Source organism: Algibacter sp. TI.3.09 (genome assembly GCF_038154905.1).
In the GTDB taxonomy this organism is placed as follows: Bacteria; Bacteroidota; Bacteroidia; order Flavobacteriales; family Flavobacteriaceae; genus Algibacter.
This window is the reverse complement of record NZ_JBAKAN010000006.1, coordinates 122,882-141,667: the sequence shown is the minus strand read 5'-3', so window position 1 is coordinate 141,667 and position 18,786 is coordinate 122,882. Positions and strand designations below refer to the sequence as shown.

General features: G+C 32.9%; 17 protein-coding genes. 7 read left to right on the top strand and 10 right to left on the bottom strand.

Translation table 11 applies throughout. The features are described from left to right. Nucleotides 1-159 precede the first annotated feature (159 nt). On the top strand, nt 160-1,683 hold the full coding sequence (locus V6246_RS16395; protein WP_341561575.1) for a carboxypeptidase-like regulatory domain-containing protein: 1,524 nt from the start codon (nt 160-162) through the stop codon (nt 1,681-1,683). A gap of 231 nt (nt 1,684-1,914) precedes the next feature. Here the strand turns inward: V6246_RS16395 and V6246_RS16390 are convergent, their stop codons facing one another. Further along, nucleotides 1,915-2,646 carry a metallophosphoesterase family protein gene (locus V6246_RS16390; protein WP_341561574.1) on the bottom strand — a complete coding sequence of 244 codons (732 nt, stop codon included), beginning with the start codon at nt 2,644-2,646 and terminating at the stop codon, nt 1,915-1,917. A gap of 195 nt (nt 2,647-2,841) precedes the next feature. Here V6246_RS16390 and V6246_RS16385 point away from each other — a divergent pair, with 195 nt between their 5' ends. Continuing rightward, the gene (locus V6246_RS16385; protein WP_341561573.1) at nt 2,842-6,294 is read left to right on the top strand and encodes a pyruvate carboxylase; all 3,453 of its coding nucleotides are present in this window, start codon (nt 2,842-2,844) and stop codon (nt 6,292-6,294) included. An 88-nt stretch (nt 6,295-6,382) separates the two neighbouring features. On the opposite strand, the gene V6246_RS16380 is transcribed toward V6246_RS16385, so the two are convergent. The 9 genes from V6246_RS16380 to V6246_RS16340 form a co-directional block, all read right to left on the bottom strand. Further along, nucleotides 6,383-6,535, bottom strand: a complete 153-nt coding sequence (locus V6246_RS16380) for a hypothetical protein (protein ID WP_341561572.1) — start codon at nt 6,533-6,535, stop codon at nt 6,383-6,385. Between the two features lie 178 nt (nt 6,536-6,713). Further along, nucleotides 6,714-7,163 (bottom strand): hypothetical protein, encoded by a 450-nt coding sequence (locus V6246_RS16375; RefSeq protein WP_341561571.1) that lies wholly within the window; start codon nt 7,161-7,163, stop codon nt 6,714-6,716. 70 nt (nt 7,164-7,233) lie between these two features. Further along, nucleotides 7,234-7,422: a hypothetical protein gene (locus V6246_RS16370; protein ID WP_341561570.1), complete on the bottom strand. Its 189-nt coding sequence runs from the start codon at nt 7,420-7,422 to the stop codon at nt 7,234-7,236. A gap of 283 nt (nt 7,423-7,705) precedes the next feature. Then, nucleotides 7,706-8,110 (bottom strand): hypothetical protein, encoded by a 405-nt coding sequence (locus tag V6246_RS16365; RefSeq protein WP_042505181.1) that lies wholly within the window; start codon nt 8,108-8,110, stop codon nt 7,706-7,708. Between the two features lie 157 nt (nt 8,111-8,267). Next, on the bottom strand, nt 8,268-9,527 hold the full coding sequence (locus V6246_RS16360) for a POTRA domain-containing protein (RefSeq protein ID WP_341561569.1): 1,260 nt from the start codon (nt 9,525-9,527) through the stop codon (nt 8,268-8,270). Further along, nucleotides 9,527-10,276, bottom strand: a complete 750-nt coding sequence (locus V6246_RS16355) for a hypothetical protein (RefSeq protein WP_341561568.1) — start codon at nt 10,274-10,276, stop codon at nt 9,527-9,529. Before V6246_RS16355 ends, V6246_RS16360 begins: the two co-directional genes overlap by 1 nt. After that, complete coding sequence (locus V6246_RS16350; RefSeq protein ID WP_341561567.1) at nt 10,260-11,267, bottom strand: glycoside hydrolase family 113; 1,008 nt, start codon at nt 11,265-11,267, stop codon at nt 10,260-10,262. The genes V6246_RS16355 and V6246_RS16350 overlap by 17 nt, the downstream gene beginning before the upstream one ends. A gap of 37 nt (nt 11,268-11,304) precedes the next feature. Beyond that, nucleotides 11,305-12,189 (bottom strand): hypothetical protein, encoded by an 885-nt coding sequence (locus tag V6246_RS16345; protein ID WP_341561566.1) that lies wholly within the window; start codon nt 12,187-12,189, stop codon nt 11,305-11,307. A gap of 20 nt (nt 12,190-12,209) precedes the next feature. After that, entirely contained in the window at nt 12,210-12,926 is a 717-nt protein-coding gene (locus V6246_RS16340) for a DUF547 domain-containing protein (protein ID WP_341561565.1), read from the bottom strand. Between the two features lie 202 nt (nt 12,927-13,128). Between V6246_RS16340 and V6246_RS16335 the strand changes: the two genes are divergently transcribed. The 5 genes from V6246_RS16335 to V6246_RS16315 are packed head-to-tail and all read left to right on the top strand — an operon-like array spanning nt 13,129 to nt 18,750. Further along, nucleotides 13,129-14,472: an NAD(P)/FAD-dependent oxidoreductase gene (locus tag V6246_RS16335; RefSeq protein WP_341561564.1), complete on the top strand. Its 1,344-nt coding sequence runs from the start codon at nt 13,129-13,131 to the stop codon at nt 14,470-14,472. 3 nt (nt 14,473-14,475) lie between these two features. Continuing rightward, nucleotides 14,476-16,098, top strand: a complete 1,623-nt coding sequence (locus V6246_RS16330) for a 4Fe-4S binding protein (protein ID WP_341561563.1) — start codon at nt 14,476-14,478, stop codon at nt 16,096-16,098. Beyond that, nucleotides 16,098-16,574, top strand: a complete 477-nt coding sequence (locus V6246_RS16325; RefSeq protein WP_341561562.1) for a toxin-antitoxin system YwqK family antitoxin — start codon at nt 16,098-16,100, stop codon at nt 16,572-16,574. Before V6246_RS16330 ends, V6246_RS16325 begins: the two co-directional genes overlap by 1 nt. After that, complete coding sequence (locus tag V6246_RS16320) at nt 16,571-17,263, top strand: glycosyltransferase family 2 protein (protein ID WP_341561561.1); 693 nt, start codon at nt 16,571-16,573, stop codon at nt 17,261-17,263. The genes V6246_RS16325 and V6246_RS16320 overlap by 4 nt, the downstream gene beginning before the upstream one ends. Beyond that, complete coding sequence (locus tag V6246_RS16315; protein WP_341561560.1) at nt 17,260-18,750, top strand: cellulose synthase family protein; 1,491 nt, start codon at nt 17,260-17,262, stop codon at nt 18,748-18,750. Before V6246_RS16320 ends, V6246_RS16315 begins: the two co-directional genes overlap by 4 nt. The last annotated feature ends 36 nt before the right edge of the window (nt 18,751-18,786 follow it).

The following is an 18,786-nucleotide window of genomic DNA, read 5'->3' as shown; positions in this document are numbered from 1 at the left end:
TTTTTATTTCAAAATAAAATAAGGTTAAATCCTGTTATACCATCTTGTTTAACAGAGTTTTAATACCGTGTTAAAAACTTATAAAATTCACTTAAAGAAAAATTAAATGTTACAAATGGTTCGGTAATTCGTCTACTTTTATAAGAAACAACAAGATACATGAAACATTTCTACATTTTTATTGCCATCGGTTTACTATCAATTTACGGCCACTCACAAGAATCGCTAAGTGCCAAAATTTTAGATTCTCTTACGCAAGAACCTATTCCGTATGCTACTATTTCAATTAATGATAACTCGGGTGTTATTAGTAACTCTAATGGCGATTTTCTTATTTATTTGAATAAAAAATCGGCCAAGCAAGATTCTTTAAAAATTAGATGTTTAGGTTACGAAACCAAACAATTTCTCGCTAAAAACTTTAAAGACAGCATTGTTTTTCTAAGCACAAAAGCTATGGAATTAGATGAAGTTTTAGTTTCTAACAAAAATTATACTCCAGAGGAAATTATTGAGAAAGTACAAGAAAACTTAGCAAACAATTATGATTATAATTTTATTAAAAGAAAATTATTTTACCGCGCTTCTTCCTTTCAAAATTTAATAAAAAGTGATGTTGAGGTTAACGAATCTACTATTCCTGAATTTAATCAACAATTTATAGATAGTTTAATTGCTGCCATACCGAAAAACGCAGACGATTACACTGAGCTTTTAGCAAACTCATACGGCATACCAGGTAAAAAGGATAAGCAAAAAATAGATATTATTAAGGCATCGCATCTATATGATAAAAGCGCAGAAATGAGTTTTGAGACCTACGAAGAAAAACTAAATACTATTTTAAAAGAAAATGTAAAACGTGATTCTTATTTCAAAATTAAATCCGGCTTATTTGGCGTAAAAACAGATATAGACTCTACTGCCTTTGATTACGGTGAGCAAAAGGAAGAGGTTGAAAAAACCGAAGCCATGCTCGCAGAAGAAAAGAAGAAAGAAGCTGAACGCAAAAAAGATTTTGCTAATTACCGTAAATCGGCTATTGCGAAACTTGAGCATGGAAGTTTTATTTTTGAAGACAGCTATTTGAACTTTTTAGAAAAGCAAAATCGTTTTGAATTTAAAGTGGAAGATTATAGTTTTTTAAATGATGAGTTTGTTTATAAAATAACTTTTACACCAAAACGAAAAGAAGATTTTAAAGGTACAATTTATGTAAACACTGATGATTTTGCCATTGTTAGAATAGATTATGAAAACGTAAAAGTGCTTAATAGTTTCAAATTATTTGGCTTATCGCACACAAGAAACCTAAAAAAAGGAACGCTTATTTATTCTAAAAACGAAGCCGAAAAATATACTTTAAAATATGCCGAAGTTGAAGAAGGCAGCCAATTTGGAATTAAACGCCCATTAACTATTATTGAAAAAAACAAACACGTTAAAGGCAGACGTAAACAAAACGAATTGGATACTGATATTCATTTTATAATGGCGATTAAGGAAAAAAGTGAATTAGTTGTTTTTGAAAACGAACAAATAACAGAAGTTACTTTTAACGACTTTAAAGAAAAACCAGAAGTAAAACCCGTGTATTTACCAAAATACGATCCGGAATTTTGGAAAGGTTATAATGTTATTGAGCCTAACCAAGCTATTAAAGATTTTAAAAGTTTAGAGTAAAAAAATAAAACTCTTTTTCGTTATGTCGACAAAGGAAACATCTCATGAGGAATTAAAACCACCGTTATGTGGTATCTCCTTTGTCGACATGACTTTTATAACAAACAACAGAACTATATACTGCAATGTTCTTCGATGTTGATTTCTTCTACATTTATAATGAAAGTCAATATTATGCGATGTCTCCTTTGTCGGCATAACATAACTATTTTTCAAAAAAGGGTGTAATAACTAATCCTTATTACGTCCCTTTTCATTTGGGTACAAGGTGTAAACAGGATCACTTTGTAAAAACGTTTTAGTTTCAATATCCATACCTGTAATTCTACCTTTAAAAGCCGCTCCGGTATCTACATTCCAGATGTTTATAGCATTCATTGGAATATCACATTTAAAATTAGTTGTTGGTGTGTGCCCTATATAAATTTCATGATAATGTTTTAATCTATTTGGGTAGAAATACGATTTAGTATCTAAGTTATTATCCATGGCCAAAGCAAGTTCCCAAAGTGTTCTATCGAAATACAGCGTAGGTTTATGCACTTCTTTCTCTACGCCATGCATAGATGTAAATCCGGCGTGCAAAAACAATCGGTTTTGATCATCTAAATGATATAATTTAAGTTTTCTAAAGAAGGCAAGGTGCGCTGTTTTTTCTTCATCTGAAAAATCATCATAACTCGCCATCGTTTCCATGCCTCCATGTATATACCACGTCATGTTCACCTCTCCAGTTTCCAACCATTCTTCACACCAAACGTCATGATTTCCTCTAATAAAAACACATTCTATTTTTTCTGATAATTCAATTAAAAACTGCACAACCTGAGCGGATTCACTCCAACCATCTACATAGTCACCCATAAAAATAAGTTTATCTTCATCCTTAACTTCTAACTTATTTAAAAGTTGAACTAAGCCTTTTAATCCTCCGTGAATATCTCCAATTGCAATTGTACGCATGTATTTCCCTTTTTAAGCAAAGCTAACGGAATATAGATAATTTAAAAAATTGTAAGATTAAATTTAGATTAAAAATTATCTAACGGTTTTCTACCTAAAATTCTTGTTTTGTATTAATTATGAGGCTTCTCAAAGAAATATATTACAAATAATTTAGCTATATTTAATACCAAACAAACTAAACACTAAACTACCTTGAAAATAAAAAAAATATTAGTAGCCAATAGAGGTGAAATTGCGATTAGAATTTTTAGAGCTTGTACCGAAATAAGCATAAAAACAGTAGGGATTTATACTTTTGAAGATCGCTACTCTTTACACAGATACAAGGCAGACGAATCTTACCAAATTGGAGAAGACAACGAACCTTTAAAACCATATTTAAATATTGATGCTATTATTAAAATAGCATTAAAAAATGGAGCCGATGCCATACATCCGGGTTATGGTTTTTTATCTGAAAATGCTGATTTCGCTCAAGCTTGTGAAGATAACGGCATTATTTTTATTGGTCCGAAAGTTTCAGTTTTAAAAGCTTTAGGTGATAAAATTACGGCTAAAACAGTGGCTGTAGAAAATAACATTCCTATTATTCAAAGTAATGAAAAACCTTTGACAGATATTAACGTAGCAATTTCCGAAGCTAAAATAATTGGTTATCCTGTTATGCTAAAAGCAGCTTCTGGCGGTGGTGGTCGTGGTATGCGCGTTATTAGAAAAGAAGACGAACTTAAAGGTGCTTTTAATGAAAGTAAACGCGAAGCCTTAAATGCTTTTGGAGACGATACCGTTTTTCTTGAAAAATTTGTAGAAAACCCTAAGCATATAGAAATTCAAATTGTTGCCGATAGCTATGGCAATACCGTGCATTTATTTGAGCGCGATTGCTCGGTACAAAGGCGCTACCAAAAGGTAATCGAGTTTGCACCATCTTACGGCTTAAAAGATGAAACCAAGCAAGCACTTTACAACTATGCCATTAAAATTTGTAAAGCCGTAAACTACAACAACATTGGTACGGTTGAGTTTTTAGTAGACGATGATGATTCTATTTACTTTATTGAAGTAAACCCACGCGTACAAGTAGAGCACACCGTTACTGAGGTTATTACAAACATCGATTTAATAAAAACACAAATATTTATTGCTGGCGGTTATAAACTGGCCGATGAGCAAATAAAAATACCAAATCAAGAATCTATTCAAATAAACGGTTACGCGTTGCAATGCAGAATTACAACCGAAGACCCGCAAAATGATTTTAAGCCCGATTACGGCACGGTATCTGCCTACAGGAGTGCTTCTGGTTTTGGTATTCGCTTAGATGCCGGAAGTATTTATCAAGGTGCTACTATTTCGCCATTTTTTGATTCTATGCTAGTTAAAGTAACAGCAAATAGTAGAACGTTAGATGGTGCGAGTAGAAAAATACGTAGAGCCTTGGCAGAGTTTAGAATTCGTGGTGTAAAAACCAATATGCCTTTTCTAGACAATATTTTAAAACATGATACTTTTAGGCAAGGTAAGGTTACGGTTAACTTCATTAAAGCCAATCCGGATTTATTCATATTTAAAGCACCTAGAAATAGAGCAACAAAACTCATCACTTATTTAGGTGATGTTATTGTAAACGGAAATCCTGATGTTAAAAAAGTAGATCATTCTAAAACGTTTATAAAACCAAAAGTTCCAAAATTTGATCCAGATGCTCGTTTTCCTGAAGGCACAAAAGATTTGCTTTCAAAACTTGGTCCTGAAAAATTTTCTCAATGGTTAATGAATGAAAAAAAAGTTCATTTTACCGATACTACCATGCGCGATGCACACCAAAGTTTATTAGCCACACGTATGCGAACTTACGATATGCTAAAGGTTGCCGAAGGTTATGCTAAAAATCATCCTGATATTTTTAGTATGGAAGTTTGGGGTGGCGCCACCTTTGATGTTTGCTTACGTTTTTTACAAGAAAACCCATGGGAACGTTTACGTATGCTACGTAAAGCGATGCCAAACCTTTTACTACAAATGCTTATTCGCGGATCTAATGGTGTGGGCTACAAAGCATATTCAGATAATTTAATTGGTGAATTTGTAGAACAAGCCTGGGAAAATGGCGTGGATGTTTTTAGAATTTTCGATTCACTTAACTGGATGAAATCTCTTGGCCCATGTATCGAGCATGTACGCACGAGAACAAACGGTTTAGCCGAAGGTTCTATTTGCTACACCAATGATATTTTAAATCCAGAAAACACAAAATACAACTTAAAATACTACGTTAATCTTGCCAAAGAAATTGAAAATGCAGGCGCACATATTTTAGGCGTGAAAGATATGGCTGGTTTACTAAAACCTTATGCAGCCTACGAATTAATTTCGGCATTAAAATCTGAACTTAAAATCCCTATTCATTTACATACACATGATACCTCATCAATACAATCTGCCACTTATTTAAAAGCTATTGAAGCTGGTGTAGATGTTGTAGATGTGGCACTTGGTGGTTTATCCGGATTAACATCTCAGCCAAACTTTAACTCTGTGGTAGAGATGATGAAGTTTCAAGATAGAGCCAGCAGTATAAATATTGATTCTCTAAATGAATATTCTAACTATTGGGAAACCGTTAGAGATTATTACTACCCATTTGAATCGGGCTTAAAAGCCGGATCTGGCGAAGTCTTTAAACATGAAATCCCTGGCGGGCAATATTCAAACTTAAAACCACAAGCACAGGCATTAGGTTTAGAAAGTCGTTTTCATGAAATTACTAAAATGTACGGCGAAGTAAACACCCTTTTTGGCGATATTGTAAAAGTAACACCGAGCTCCAAAGTAGTTGGAGATATGGCACAATACTTAGTGAGCAACAATTTAACAATACAAGATGTTATTGAGCGCGGCGATAGTATTTCGTTTCCACAATCGGTTGTAGATTTATTTAAAGGCGAACTTGGCCAACCTGTTGGCGGTTTCCCGGAAGCGTTGCAAAAATTAATTTTAAAAGACCAAAAACCTTATACCGACAGACCAAATGCGCATATTCCGCCATTAGATCTAGATCAGGAATACAAGGATTTCAAAAAAATATTTGAACACGATTTAAGCAGAACTATAGATTATACCGATTTTCTATCTTATCAACTCTACCCTAAGGTTTTCACAGATGCTTTCAATAAGCATTTAAAATACGATAACCTCATGAATTTACCAACCAAGAATTTTTTCTACGGAATGGAAATTGGTGAAGAAACCATTGTTGAACTCGATAAAGGAAAAACACTACTTATTACTTTAGATTCCATAGGAAAAGCTAATGAAGATGGTATTGTAACCGTTTATTTTAAAGTGAATGGCCAAGGCCGAAGTGTTGAAATAAAAGACACCGCTATCAAAGTTGATAAAGTTGAAAACTTGAAAGCCGATAAAAACGATGATAACGAAATTGGAGCGCCATTACAAGGTATGCTTTCTACTATTTTGGTTAAAAAAGGCGAAAAAGTGAGCAAAAATCAGCCGTTATTTATTATTGAAGCCATGAAAATGGAAACAACAATTACAGCAAATACCGATGCTACCGTTAAGAAAATTGTTTTAAAAACTGGCTTTATGGTAAACTCAGAAGATCTTGTTGTTGTTCTAGAATAAACACAACATTGTTTAATAAAAAAATGCCCAAATTAAGCTGTGTTTTACACATACAGCTTAATTTGAGCATTATATATTATACTATTTATTACGATTGAAATACACGCTTTTTAACACTAAACACTTGTTTTAATTTTTGAGAAAAACTAACATCCGTATTTGTTTGTTTACTCGTTTTTGAAATTGAACTCTTTTCTTCGTGTAATACTTGATAACATTGGTAAGCTTGAGATATAAACATAATATTAAGATTTGGACTTGTTTTTTTTGCAACATTTTACACTACAAAGATATAGTCATCATCCATTTTTTAAAACACTGAAATTGATGTATTTGTATGCTTATTTATCTGTTAATTTTGCATCATTTTGGGGTAAAATCAATGCGTTGTGTATTATAGAAATCATATTTTTTAAGGCCTAATCCACAAGTATTTTATAAATACCAGTTTCAGTCTCCAATTCAAATTCAGCATCTATAATCGTGATTTCGTTGTATTCTGTATAACTACAGCACTCACCCATTTTTCTTTCGGCATCCACATAAAGATTAAAAATTTCATGACCCGAAATACTGACTTTTAAATTTACAATTTCTGTATCCCAACCTATTGAACCAATTTGAACTTGATTTATATTATCTTCTGAAATAAACATAAACTCAATACGTTCATTATCATTCAAACGGTCTGTTATTTCGATATCACCAGACACATAGGTTCCATTCGTAAATACGTTTTCGTCACTCGCTTTGTCTACAATTTCAAAAATAAAACTATTAGGTGGCGTAAAGCAATCTCCACAATCATCGCTTTTACAACTTTGGAAAATTAATGTAACGCATACTAAAAGTAAATGGAAGTTTTTCATCGGAAGTAGATTTTGCTTTGTAGATGAAAATTTGATAAAAAGGTTGCGTTTGGATGATTATTAAATTAGCCTACACAACATCGCTATTTTGTTTATTCTTCTTAAAAACCTTAAAGATCAAAGCTACATTAATAATGAATGCAGGAATTACAAAAACATCTTTAATGGTATTAACACTTAGCACATCATACTCTAAAAACACCATAGAAAGAAAAATAATAATTGTCGAAATGATTAATCCTGTTTTTATATAATCCATATTTATTTGTTTTTGTTAAATTTTGATTCCGTATTTAAAGTGAATATTATAGATGCTAAAATAATTAACGATGAAAAAATCAAAAGCCAATATTCGTTGGGGTTTGAAATGTTTGAAAAATCAATATTTAATATACCCAAAACGCAAGAGGCTATTACAAATATTGAAGCTAAATTTCTTTTTATCATTTTTCGAGAGTATTAAAAAGTATAATAACGTTTACGTAACAAAATGACAACGACCTTTGATTAAGCACTAAACTAAGCATTGTTTTTATACAATGTTACCTGCTGGCTTTTATTCCTATTAATATTTTATTTTTCCGTTTTTCTGTCAAAACCTTGACCCAATAAGTTACAATAACATCGTATCCGCCAGATTCCGATTTTTGCTCATTAGTCAGAATATCAATACCAGTCGCTACTTTAGAGTTTTTCTCATCCCACTTTTGTATGTGCTCAAAATATTCCTTTTTAGTTCCAATTCGGTTACCGCTATTCCCAGTTCTGAAAATCACTTTTTTGTCCTTAAAGTCAAATCCGTTTAGTTTTTCATTCAGATATGCGTTCAGATATTCAGACTCCACTTGAGTGAGTTTCGGGTTATTGTCAATTCCACATTCAGAGAGGTTTTGTCCAAATATATTTGAGGAAATTAACAGTAAAATTAATGTTCCGATTTTTTTCATAAGTTCTGTTTTTCAGCTTGCAGGTAACTAAGGTATATGATTCATAGAAATATCCCACCTCTCTATACCGAAAGAATTTTCTTCCGAATAAAAATAAGTTTTTTTTTACGTAAAACAACTTCAGCAATTAAAAAAATAACGGTAAAGTATCAATAAATTAAAAGTACTGACCAATACCAAATACTAAACCTTGCGTGGCATTTTTAGAAACACCATAGCCGTAATCTATTCTAAAAACAGCATTATAAATCTTCTTATGAAAAAACCGCAACCCAATGCCTGGGTAAAGTTTCATGTTTTCACTTCTACTAAAATCGGATAGTTCGCCACCGGGATTTCGCCAAGAACCAGCATCTATAAAGGCATTACCCTGTAGAACAAACCAATCTTTCTCGAAAAGTGTGTGGCGATATTCGGTATTCACAACAATAACTCCGGTACCTCTATCTATGGTATTCCCTACGCCACGTATATTAACATTGTTATCTACAGAAAACGGTGCAAAAGGCGTATCGTTGTTAGATGCTAAACCCAACCGAACTCTATTTGCCCAATTCCCTTTTTCGCCAACGCGTTTGAAAATAAAAAAATCGTTCCAGCCTATATAGAAATCATCAACCCCATCTTGATTAGAGGTTACAAACTGAAAATTAAACTGACTTCGGAATCCGGAAATGTATTGATAAAAATAATCTAACGTATTATAATCGTAAATCCCCTTTATAAGCCACTTAGGTATATTGAGTTCTAGCGGCACATTTTCGCTAGTTTCACCATTTTGGTATTGGTAATCTTCCTCAAAACTATTTAATCCAATTTCGAGCTTATTACTAAAATTAAACTCGTACAAACCAGAGATTTCTACAGACTTATTATTATACCTATAATTAGCCGATGTATTATTGAAAAACACAGGTTCTAAAGTCGTTAAACTTTGCAGGTTAAAAGCCAAACCAAACCGTTTAGAAAACAAATAAGGCGCTCTAAAGTTTAAAGCATAACTATTAAAAACATCTTTTTGATAAAAACCACCAACGGCAATATTTCTGCCAAGAGCATTAAATTCTGCCAAACCTACACGGTAGGCAAACTCATCGTTATCGGTAGTGTAAATATTAAGTGAAGGAATAAGTGTAAAGTTTTCTTCAATGCCATAAAACACATTGTAAGCACCATCGTCTGCAAAAAAAACTTGATAATACGCATGAGCAACCGACGGCAAACGCTTTAATCGTTTAATATCTTGCTCTATAATGGTTGAATCTAAAACGCTGCCGCTGTTTATAGACGCTAAACTTTTAATGAAAGATGTTTTTAATTTATTATTCCCCTGAATTTTTAAATCGGCCACCATATGGTTTTGAGCCATACCATGAGCAAAGGTTATTAATAAAATAAAAAGTAAAGTTTTTTTCATTATTCTACAGTAAATGGCGTCTTAATCACTTGGTTTACCCAATTATCCAAGCTCACGTCCATTACTGTAAATATATAATTATTTCCCGATATTAAATTTGGCGGTGTATTTGGAGTAATATTTAGCACCACATTATCGAGTTTATAATATTGAAATTGATTGTTGTAGGTATAAGTTCCTGAGATTAAATCGGAACTCTCTGTAGTTAAAACTTCAAAGAAAATAGCATTGTTTTCTTCGGAAAGCACATCCCATGAAAAAATTGGCATTCCTGATTCTTGTTGATTAATATGCACCTCATCGGTCCACTGCGATGGTTGACTGCTTTTTTTATTCCGAATAGGTGTTGCAACTTTTATAACATCACCCACCTGATAAACCACCGTAAACCAAGCCGCATTAGATGTGGTTTCAAAAAAGCGCAAAGCACCATTAAAAAGTGGTTTGGTTTCTAAATCAATAAAATTGTATTCTGAAAAATTTTCGCCATTTACTGTAAAGACATCGGTTTCATATAATTTAAAAGATTCCGCTCCTGCTTCTGGATAAAAATAAACATTAACCAAATTAGCATCATGATCTGTGCTGGCCGCACAAGCTATAACGGCATCTTCTTCGTAGATATTAACGCTTAAAACTTCAGATAAAATGGTATTATTATTTAAAGGCAACTCAGCACCATCATCGCTGTCGCAAGCGCTAATAAATAAGCATATTATTAAAAGTTTTAAATTACTTATAAGCCTCATAATGAGATTTTATTAACTGTTCTACAGGTTTATTTTGTGGCGTAAACCTCGAGTTATTTTCTCCACCTGATTTTTCATGGTTATGAAACCATTTCCAAATAAACCCTCCAGCAAACCAATCTTCCTTCCAAAAGGTTTTAAACAAAGCTTCAGACGTATTAGTCTGTGCTTCTAGGTTTACAGAATCCATAGCTCTATCGCTTCGCCAAGGTTCTTTACCAGTAAAATCGACACTTCGGTAACCAAATTCGGTAAATAGTATCGGCTTTTTATAAGTTTCCGATGTACTTTTAATAACCGCTTTATGCGTGCCCCAATTAGCCATACACTCCGCAACTGTTGGTGTTTTGGTTTCACTAACCGGAAAATACGCATCTATACCTATATAATCCATTTGTGCCCAAAAAGGCGTGCGTTTAAACTCATCCCAATTAGCAGCGTAAGTGAGTTTACCTTTATATATCTTTTTAATTTCTACAATTAAATTATTCCAATATTCTGGTCTGTTGGCCACAAACTTTTCTAGTTCTGTACCAATACAAAATATATCGGCATTTACCTCTTCGGCTAACTTGGCATACTCTAAAATAAATTTAGAATACGATTGTTCGAAAACTTTCCAGTTTGCTTCCGTAGCCATTTCAATATGCCCCGTATAAACACCATGACTCACCCAAATTTGGGGTTTTATCATTATTTTTATGTCGTGCTTTTGAAGTTCTACGGCATATTGCTGTGCACCATTTTTTGTTTCACCTAACCATTGCCTTTGTGTATTAAAAGCAATTTCGGGATGCGTAATATCTCTAATAAAACCAAAAGGCATAACTGCCGCAAAATTGGCATTTACATTAACCACTGGCATTACATTTTTTTGAGAAATAGCTTCTCGAGAGGCTACAAAACTAACACCATTTATTTTTTTTGGTTGGGCATTACAACTCTGTAAAATAAACAGGGTAAGTAAAACTAGGAATATATTTCTTCTCATTAAAAAAGTTTTTTAGCTCCTAATTTACTACTAAACATTAAAACAAAGCTCTTAAACCTATGTTAAAAGATTGCCCTAGCCCAGTATCATTACCTCTCACAAAGCCTGTATAAAGGGTTTCTACATTGAGAACATCTGTTAATTGATATTTTAAACCACCACCAAGTGCTGTAAAATCTTGAGAGAAATCATTTCCAGCATCAATTAATTGTGAGTGTTGTATCAACCCTAATACAGTAAACTTAGAACTTGGGAAATAACTTAAAAATACGCCAGGTGTTAAACGTACGCTATTGTTTGCAAAACTATCTTCTTTTTTTCCAAAGTTATACTCTGTGTTAAGCTCTGAGAATAATTGCCATTTATCACCCGAAAAACTATAATCGTAGAAGAAACGGTTTTGAAAAATAAATCCTTTTTGATCTAAAAACACACCGTTTTCAGTTTCATTATCTATTAAAGGAATATGGAAAGCTGTTTGAATGGTAAAATTACCAACACCCTTAATAGGATTAAATTTTATTGCTGGAGCGAAAGACGTTAAACCAGAACGTGCAGAGTTTGTTTCTCCATCAAATTTAAAAACATCTAAAGCGTCTCTACCTCCAACAACATTAGAACGAAACTCTAATAACAAACCAACATTTAATTTACTGTTAGCCGAAATACCCGTAAAAACATCTAGCGTAGAGGTGAAAAATGTATTTCTAGCTATATCTTGTTTTGAACCATTTGGTCCAAATAAATCTTTAGTTTCTGTATATAAATTATTAAACCATTTAATATCCCATTGGCCACTACTTAATAGTTTTGACGGTGTGTAGGTTTGAATATTACTTTTTTCATTTTTAGTAGTATCTTCTTGAGCAAAGCCCACTAAAGATATGGTTAGTAATAAAGTTGTTAGTATTTTTTTCATCATTATGTGTTTTAAAATTAGTATTAAAGCGTGTTAGTTTTCCAGTTATAAGGAAAGTAACTCAGTTTAAAATCGGTAGCTATTTTTTCAGTTCTGTAAAGGTTAATAAAGTCAATTTCATTTTTCCCATTCATGGTAAAATCGCCTTTATACCATTCCATAATTTGAGATGCTTCTACACGTTTCTTTTTAGCATTTACCTTTAAAAAACTTCCGTTAAGGGCAATTTTAGTTTGCTTCGTCATTTGGCTGTCTACTGTTTTAGGTAAATATGCTTTACTTATTAATGGAGGGCAACCTACAGCGCCACAAACAAGTACAAAATGAAATCTAGCATCGTTGAAAACCTCACGTAAAAGTTTATGTTCTATATTATTTAACGTTGTGTTTTTACCTCCTAAAGCATATGTTGTTTTATCAAAAAAGCCTTTTTTATCTAGAGGCGAGTTTAACGGATAGTTATCTACAATCCCTTTTATTACTGATAAGTTATAAGCGTTTATCCAAAATGCTTGGTAAACACTAGCATCTGTTTTTGATACAGAAATACCTTCGGCTAACTTTAAAACCTCATCTAAAGCTTTAGGTTCGTTATGTATTTTAGAATAATCTACCTTACCATTAACTACATAGGTTTTAAAAAAAGCATCGGCTTTAGAAAAGAAATCGTTTGTGTTTTGAGCAAAACTAGCAACAGATAATAAGCTCATGGTGAATACTATAATAATATGTTTCTTCATTTTATAAATTTTGATGATACAAAGTAAAGCTTCTAATATGTTTTAATTTGTTAGCCAACTTACACTTTAAAAAGTTTTTAAAAAAGTCTGATAATTAAGCTTTCCCTTACAGACGCTACTCTATTTAAATCTATTCTAAATTAAAGTGCCGAGTTAAGTTCTTATCTTTAAAACGACCTAAAGAATCACAATTCTAAAAATTATGGAACATATTGTTATAATCGGGAATGGAATTTCGGGTGTTACCGCAGCGCGACACATTAGAAAACTTTCTGACAAAAAAATCACTATTATATCGGCTGAAACCGAATATTTTTTCTCTCGAACAGCACTTATGTACGTATACATGGGACACATGACGTTTGAACATACGCAACCCTATGAAAATTGGTTTTGGGAAAAGAATAGAATAGAACTAAAAAAGGCTTTTGTTAAAACAGTTGAGACTGAAAACAAAACGCTTCATTTTCAAGACGGCGGATCTTTAACCTACGACAAGCTTATTATAGCTACCGGAAGTAAACCTAACAAATTTGGTTGGCCTGGTCAAGATTTAGATGGCGTTATGGGCATGTACCATAAGCAAGATTTAGAAAATCTAGAAAAATATGCACCCGATAACAAGGTATGTAAACGTGCCGTAATTGTGGGAGGCGGATTAATTGGTATTGAAATGGCCGAAATGCTACACTCTCGCCATATTCCGGTAACATTTTTAGTAAGAGAAGACAGTTTTTGGAATGGTGTATTACCAGAAGGTGAAAGTAACATGATAAACCGTGAAATTTTAAGTAGCGGTATAGATTTACGACTTTCTACCAACTTAAAAGAAATAGTTCCCGATGAAAACGGAAATGTAAAAGCTGTCATTATTGATGAAACAGGAGAAGAACTTCCTTGTAATGTGGTTGGTTTAACCGCAGGAGTTGCTCCAAATATAGATTTTATAAGAGATTCTGGCATTGAAATAGGTCGAGGCATAAAAGTGAATCGTTACTTAGAAACTAATATTGAAGGCGTTTATGCTATTGGCGATTGTGCCGAACAACATGAAGGCATTGACCAACGCCGCCCTATTGAAGCCGTTTGGTACACGGGCCGTATGATGGGAGAAACCTTAGCACAGACTATTTGCGATAATAAAACACAATATAAACCTGGGCATTGGTTTAACTCTGCCAAGTTTATCGATATAGAATACCAAACTTATGGTTGGGTTTGGGCGCAAGCTAAAGACAATGAATCTCGCTTTTATTGGGAACATGAAGATGGTAAAAAATGTATTCATATTAATTATGATAAAACCACTCGAGAATTTATTGGTATTAACAACTTCGGAATCCGAATGCGTCACGAATTTTTCGACAAGATTTTAAATGAAAAGCGCACGGTAGATTATGTTTTAGAACATTTAGCCGATGCTAATTTTGATCCTGAATTTTACAAACTTCACGAAAAGGAAATCGTTGCAAAATTCAACCAAGAAAATAACACTAACATTCAATTAAAAAAGAAAAGCTGGAAACGTATTTTTAGCAAAGCATAAGATATGAAAGCAATAAAACAAACCGGTTTAGTCCTTTTTCTATTAGGACTTGCCATATTTATAGGAACCATTTTTACAGGTTCTTTCAGTTTAAAACAAGCTGAGTTAGATACGTTTTTAAAAGAGCAAAATTATAAAAGTGAAGTTATAGGTGAAGCTCTACAAAAAGCTGTTGTTACCACTAACGATTTAAACATTTTTCAGTTTTCTAGTGCGGTTAGAAATGCATATGCTGCATCTAACAATCATTATGATGATCTTATAGCAAAGTATGATGCTGAAAAAAACTGGGACGAAAAAGGAAAACAATTTCAATATAAAATTTCAGGGAAACCACATAGTTTAAGTTTTTCTTTAGCTAAATCTGCCGGAAAAGGTCCTGCTCCAGATAACACAGGCCTTATGTGGTTTCTAACATTTGGTTTAGCCATTATTGGAGCCCTAATGTTTATGCTTCCGGATATTATTTTATTAGGTAAACCGGGTATTAAAAACAATGGTGTTTTTCTGAATGCTGCTACAAACCGTGGTTGGATTGGTTGGTTTGCCTTTATCTTTTTAGTTACATTCTACATTCTACTTTATTTTTTTCCAGATTATATTGTAAACTGGGTATATTTAGTAGACCCTATTAGTAAATCTATAAGCGGTAATCCTGCTAGTCAATGGTTTTTATATGGCTTTTTATACTGTACAGTAATGTCGGTAATGGCTGTTAGAATGTATATTAAATACCGACATAACAAATATCAAATATTAAGAACGACATCTGTTTTATTCTTTCAAATTGTATTTGCTTTCTTAATTCCAGAAATTCTAGTGCGTTTTGAGAAACCTTGGTACGATTTTAAAAATGCCTTCCCTTTAGATTACGATTTTTTCTTCAGGTGGAATTTAGACGAACTTCTTGCCAGTGGAGCTTTTGGCTTATTCATTTTAGTTTGGGGTGTTGTTTTAACTATTATAGTAGTACCGGTAATGGTTTATTTCTTCGGAAAAAGATGGTATTGCTCGTGGGTTTGTGGTTGTGGAGGTTTAGCCGAAACATTAGGAGATCCATACAGACAACTTTCTAGTAAAACATTATTATCTTGGAGAGTAGAGCGAATTATAATTCATTCTGTTTTGATATTTGTTTTAGTCATGACGGGTTTTGCTTTGTACACTTTCTTTTCTGGCGAAGGCCAAGTATTAGGTATTAAAACACAAACCATACAAGATATTTATGGGTTTTTAATAGGTTCTATATTCGCTGGTGTAATTGGCACGGGCTTCTACCCTATTTTCGGTAACCGCGTTTGGTGTCGTTTTGGATGTCCGTTAGCTGCATATTTAGGTTTTGTACAACGTTTTAAATCTAGATTTAGAATTACAACAAATGGAGGGCAATGTATTTCTTGTGGAAACTGTTCTACTTACTGTGAGCAAGGTATTGATGTTAGAGCTTATGCACAAAAAGGAGAAAATATTGTACGCTCTAGTTGTGTAGGTTGTGGAGTTTGTTCTGCAGTTTGCCCAAGAGGAGTTTTAAAATTAGAAAACGGACCAGAAGAAGGCCGTATAAATCCCACAGATGTTTTACTTGGTAACGATGTTGATTTAATGGATTTAGTAAATAAAAAATAATGAAATATATCTGCTACCTGCTTTTAGTTTCTATGTCTTTCAATAAGTCTGACAATGAAACTTATGTAAAAACATTTTACGAAAACGGAAGTTTAGAATCTGAAGGCTGGGTTAAGCAGGATAAAAAAGAAGATTATTGGAAATTTTACTACGATAATGGTCAAATTAAAAAAGAAGGTCATTTTTCAAACAGTAATCCTATAGAATATTGGTATTTTTACGCCCCAAATGGATTAAAAGAAAGCGAAGGCCACTTTGTTAACGGAAAAAAAACAAATTGGTGGGTGTTTTATGACCATTCAGGACAGATTAACCACAAGTGTCAACTTAAATTTAATCAGAAAAACGGGTATTGCTTAAAATATAAAAACGGCGATATTATTTCTGCTAGCAAATACAATGCTGGTAAAAAAATTAAAGAGTGGTACAACCTAAAAGATTTTAAAAAAGAAAACAACCTACTTAATTTAAGATGACCCAAATAAAAGTCATAATTCCTGCATACAACGAAGCAGACTCCATTATACACGTTATTAAAGCCATTCCTGAAATTGTTAACGAAGTTATTGTGGTAAGCAACAACTCTACCGACGATACAGAAGTTAATGCTAAAAATGCAGGCGCTACTGTTTTAAGAGAAACAAACAAAGGTTATGGATATGCTTGTTTAAAAGGCATAGAGTACATTGCTAACCAAACTACAAAACCAGATATTATTGTATTTTTGGATGGTGATTATAGCGATTACCCAGAGGAACTTACTAAAATAGTTGCACCTATAATTAATGATAATTTAGATTTTGTTATTGGAGCACGTGTAAAAGAATTAAGAGAAGTTGGATCTATGACTATGCCACAAATTTTTGGAAATTGGCTAGCAACTACTTTAATGGGCTTGTTTTTTAATGCAAAATTTACAGACCTTGGCCCATTTAGAGCCATAAAATACAGTAAATTACTAGCTCTTAACATGGAAGACAAAACTTATGGTTGGACTGTAGAGATGCAACTGAAGGCTTTAAAGCAAAAATTATCTTATACAGAAATCCCTGTTAATTATAGAAACAGAATAGGCGTCTCAAAAGTGTCTGGTACAGTAAAAGGGGCTATATTTGCAGGCGCAAAAATCTTGGGATGGATTTTTAAATACAGCATAAAGAAATGATTTTAGAGAGCATAATAATTACAATTTACACCATTGCATTACTACTTATTTTAATGTATGCATTGGCACAACTTAACTTACTTTTCAATTACTTATCGGCGAAAAGAAAAACCGATAAATCTGTAAAATTCGATTTATCTAATCCAGATGAAATTCCTTTTGTTACCATACAACTTCCTGTTTACAATGAAATGTATGTTATGCAACGGTTACTGGATAATATAGCAGAAATTGATTATCCAAATGACAAATTAGAGATTCAGGTTTTAGACGATTCTACAGATGAAACCGTAGAGACTACAAGAGCTCAAGTAGAAGCAATTAAAGCAACAGGTTTAGATATTAAGCATATTACCCGTACAAATAGAGTTGGGTTTAAAGCAGGTGCTTTAAAAGAAGGTTTAGAGATTGCAAAAGGTGAATTTATTGCCATTTTCGATTCCGATTTTCTTCCTAAAAAAGACTGGTTAAAACAAACGGTTCCTTATTTTAAAGATTCTGAAATTGGTGTTGTACAAACCCGTTGGGGACATATCAATAGAAACTATTCTATACTTACTAAAATTCAAGCCTTTGCTCTAGATGCGCATTTTACTCTAGAACAAGTAGGACGAAACAGTAAAGGACACTTTATTAACTTTAATGGTACTGCTGGTTTATGGCGTAAAGCTTGTATTCTCGACGCAGGAAACTGGGAAGGTGATACTTTAACCGAAGATTTAGATTTAAGTTACCGTGCACAACTTAAAAACTGGAAATTTAAGTATTTAGAAGATGTAGAAACTCCAGCAGAACTCCCTGTTGTTATTAGTGCAGCGCGCTCGCAACAATTTAGATGGAATAAAGGTGGAGCAGAAAATTTCAAGAAAATGAAATGGCGTGTTCTTAAAAGCAAAAACATTTCGACTAAAACAAAAATACACGGCCTGTTGCATTTACTAAACAGCACCATGTTTTTAAATATTTTATTAGTTGCAATTTTAAGTATACCAATGCTTTACATAAAGAATGAATACGCGCACTTAAAAACGTATTTTATTGTAATGAGTTTCTTTGTAATAAGTACGCTAATATTTTTTATCTGTTATTGGGTAATGTACAAAAACATCTATGGTGGAGGCGTAAAGAACTTTGTAAATTATATAGCCATGTTCTTTGTGTTTTTCTCAATAGCTATGGGTTTTTCACTACACAATACTATTGCTGTAATTGAAGGCCATATTGGTAAGAAAAGTGAATTTGTACGTACGCCAAAATTCAACATTAGTAAGTTTAAAGACAACTTAAAAACTAACCAATACATAAAGAAAACAGTATCTATCAACGTTATTTTTGAAGGTCTGCTTATGGCTTACTTCGGTTTTGGTATGTACAGTGCTTTTATTGTTGGTAATCAAGGAGGCGATTTTGGGCTCTTCCCTTTTCACCTGATGCTATTTTTAGGCTTCGGTTTTGTGTTTATAAAATCGTTAGTTTCTAAAGTTTAATTTTAAGCTTTAGCTGAAATTTTATAGCAATAAACC

Coding starts and splice junctions, on each gene's coding strand:
- V6246_RS16395 (WP_341561575.1), top strand. CDS start 160: ATGAAACATTTCTACATTTTTATTGCCATCGGTTTACTATCAATTTAC.
- V6246_RS16390 (WP_341561574.1), bottom strand. CDS start 2,646: ATGCGTACAATTGCAATTGGAGATATTCACGGAGGATTAAAAGGCTTA.
- V6246_RS16380 (WP_341561572.1), bottom strand. CDS start 6,535: ATGTTTATATCTCAAGCTTACCAATGTTATCAAGTATTACACGAAGAA.
- V6246_RS16375 (WP_341561571.1), bottom strand. CDS start 7,163: ATGAAAAACTTCCATTTACTTTTAGTATGCGTTACATTAATTTTCCAA.
- V6246_RS16370 (WP_341561570.1), bottom strand. CDS start 7,422: ATGGATTATATAAAAACAGGATTAATCATTTCGACAATTATTATTTTT.
- V6246_RS16365 (WP_042505181.1), bottom strand. CDS start 8,110: ATGAAAAAAATCGGAACATTAATTTTACTGTTAATTTCCTCAAATATA.
- V6246_RS16360 (WP_341561569.1), bottom strand. CDS start 9,527: ATGAAAAAAACTTTACTTTTTATTTTATTAATAACCTTTGCTCATGGT.
- V6246_RS16355 (WP_341561568.1), bottom strand. CDS start 10,276: ATGAGGCTTATAAGTAATTTAAAACTTTTAATAATATGCTTATTTATT.
- V6246_RS16350 (WP_341561567.1), bottom strand. CDS start 11,267: ATGAGAAGAAATATATTCCTAGTTTTACTTACCCTGTTTATTTTACAG.
- V6246_RS16345 (WP_341561566.1), bottom strand. CDS start 12,189: ATGATGAAAAAAATACTAACAACTTTATTACTAACCATATCTTTAGTG.
- V6246_RS16340 (WP_341561565.1), bottom strand. CDS start 12,926: ATGAAGAAACATATTATTATAGTATTCACCATGAGCTTATTATCTGTT.
- V6246_RS16335 (WP_341561564.1), top strand. CDS start 13,129: ATGGAACATATTGTTATAATCGGGAATGGAATTTCGGGTGTTACCGCA.
- V6246_RS16330 (WP_341561563.1), top strand. CDS start 14,476: ATGAAAGCAATAAAACAAACCGGTTTAGTCCTTTTTCTATTAGGACTT.
- V6246_RS16325 (WP_341561562.1), top strand. CDS start 16,098: ATGAAATATATCTGCTACCTGCTTTTAGTTTCTATGTCTTTCAATAAG.
- V6246_RS16320 (WP_341561561.1), top strand. CDS start 16,571: ATGACCCAAATAAAAGTCATAATTCCTGCATACAACGAAGCAGACTCC.
- V6246_RS16315 (WP_341561560.1), top strand. CDS start 17,260: ATGATTTTAGAGAGCATAATAATTACAATTTACACCATTGCATTACTA.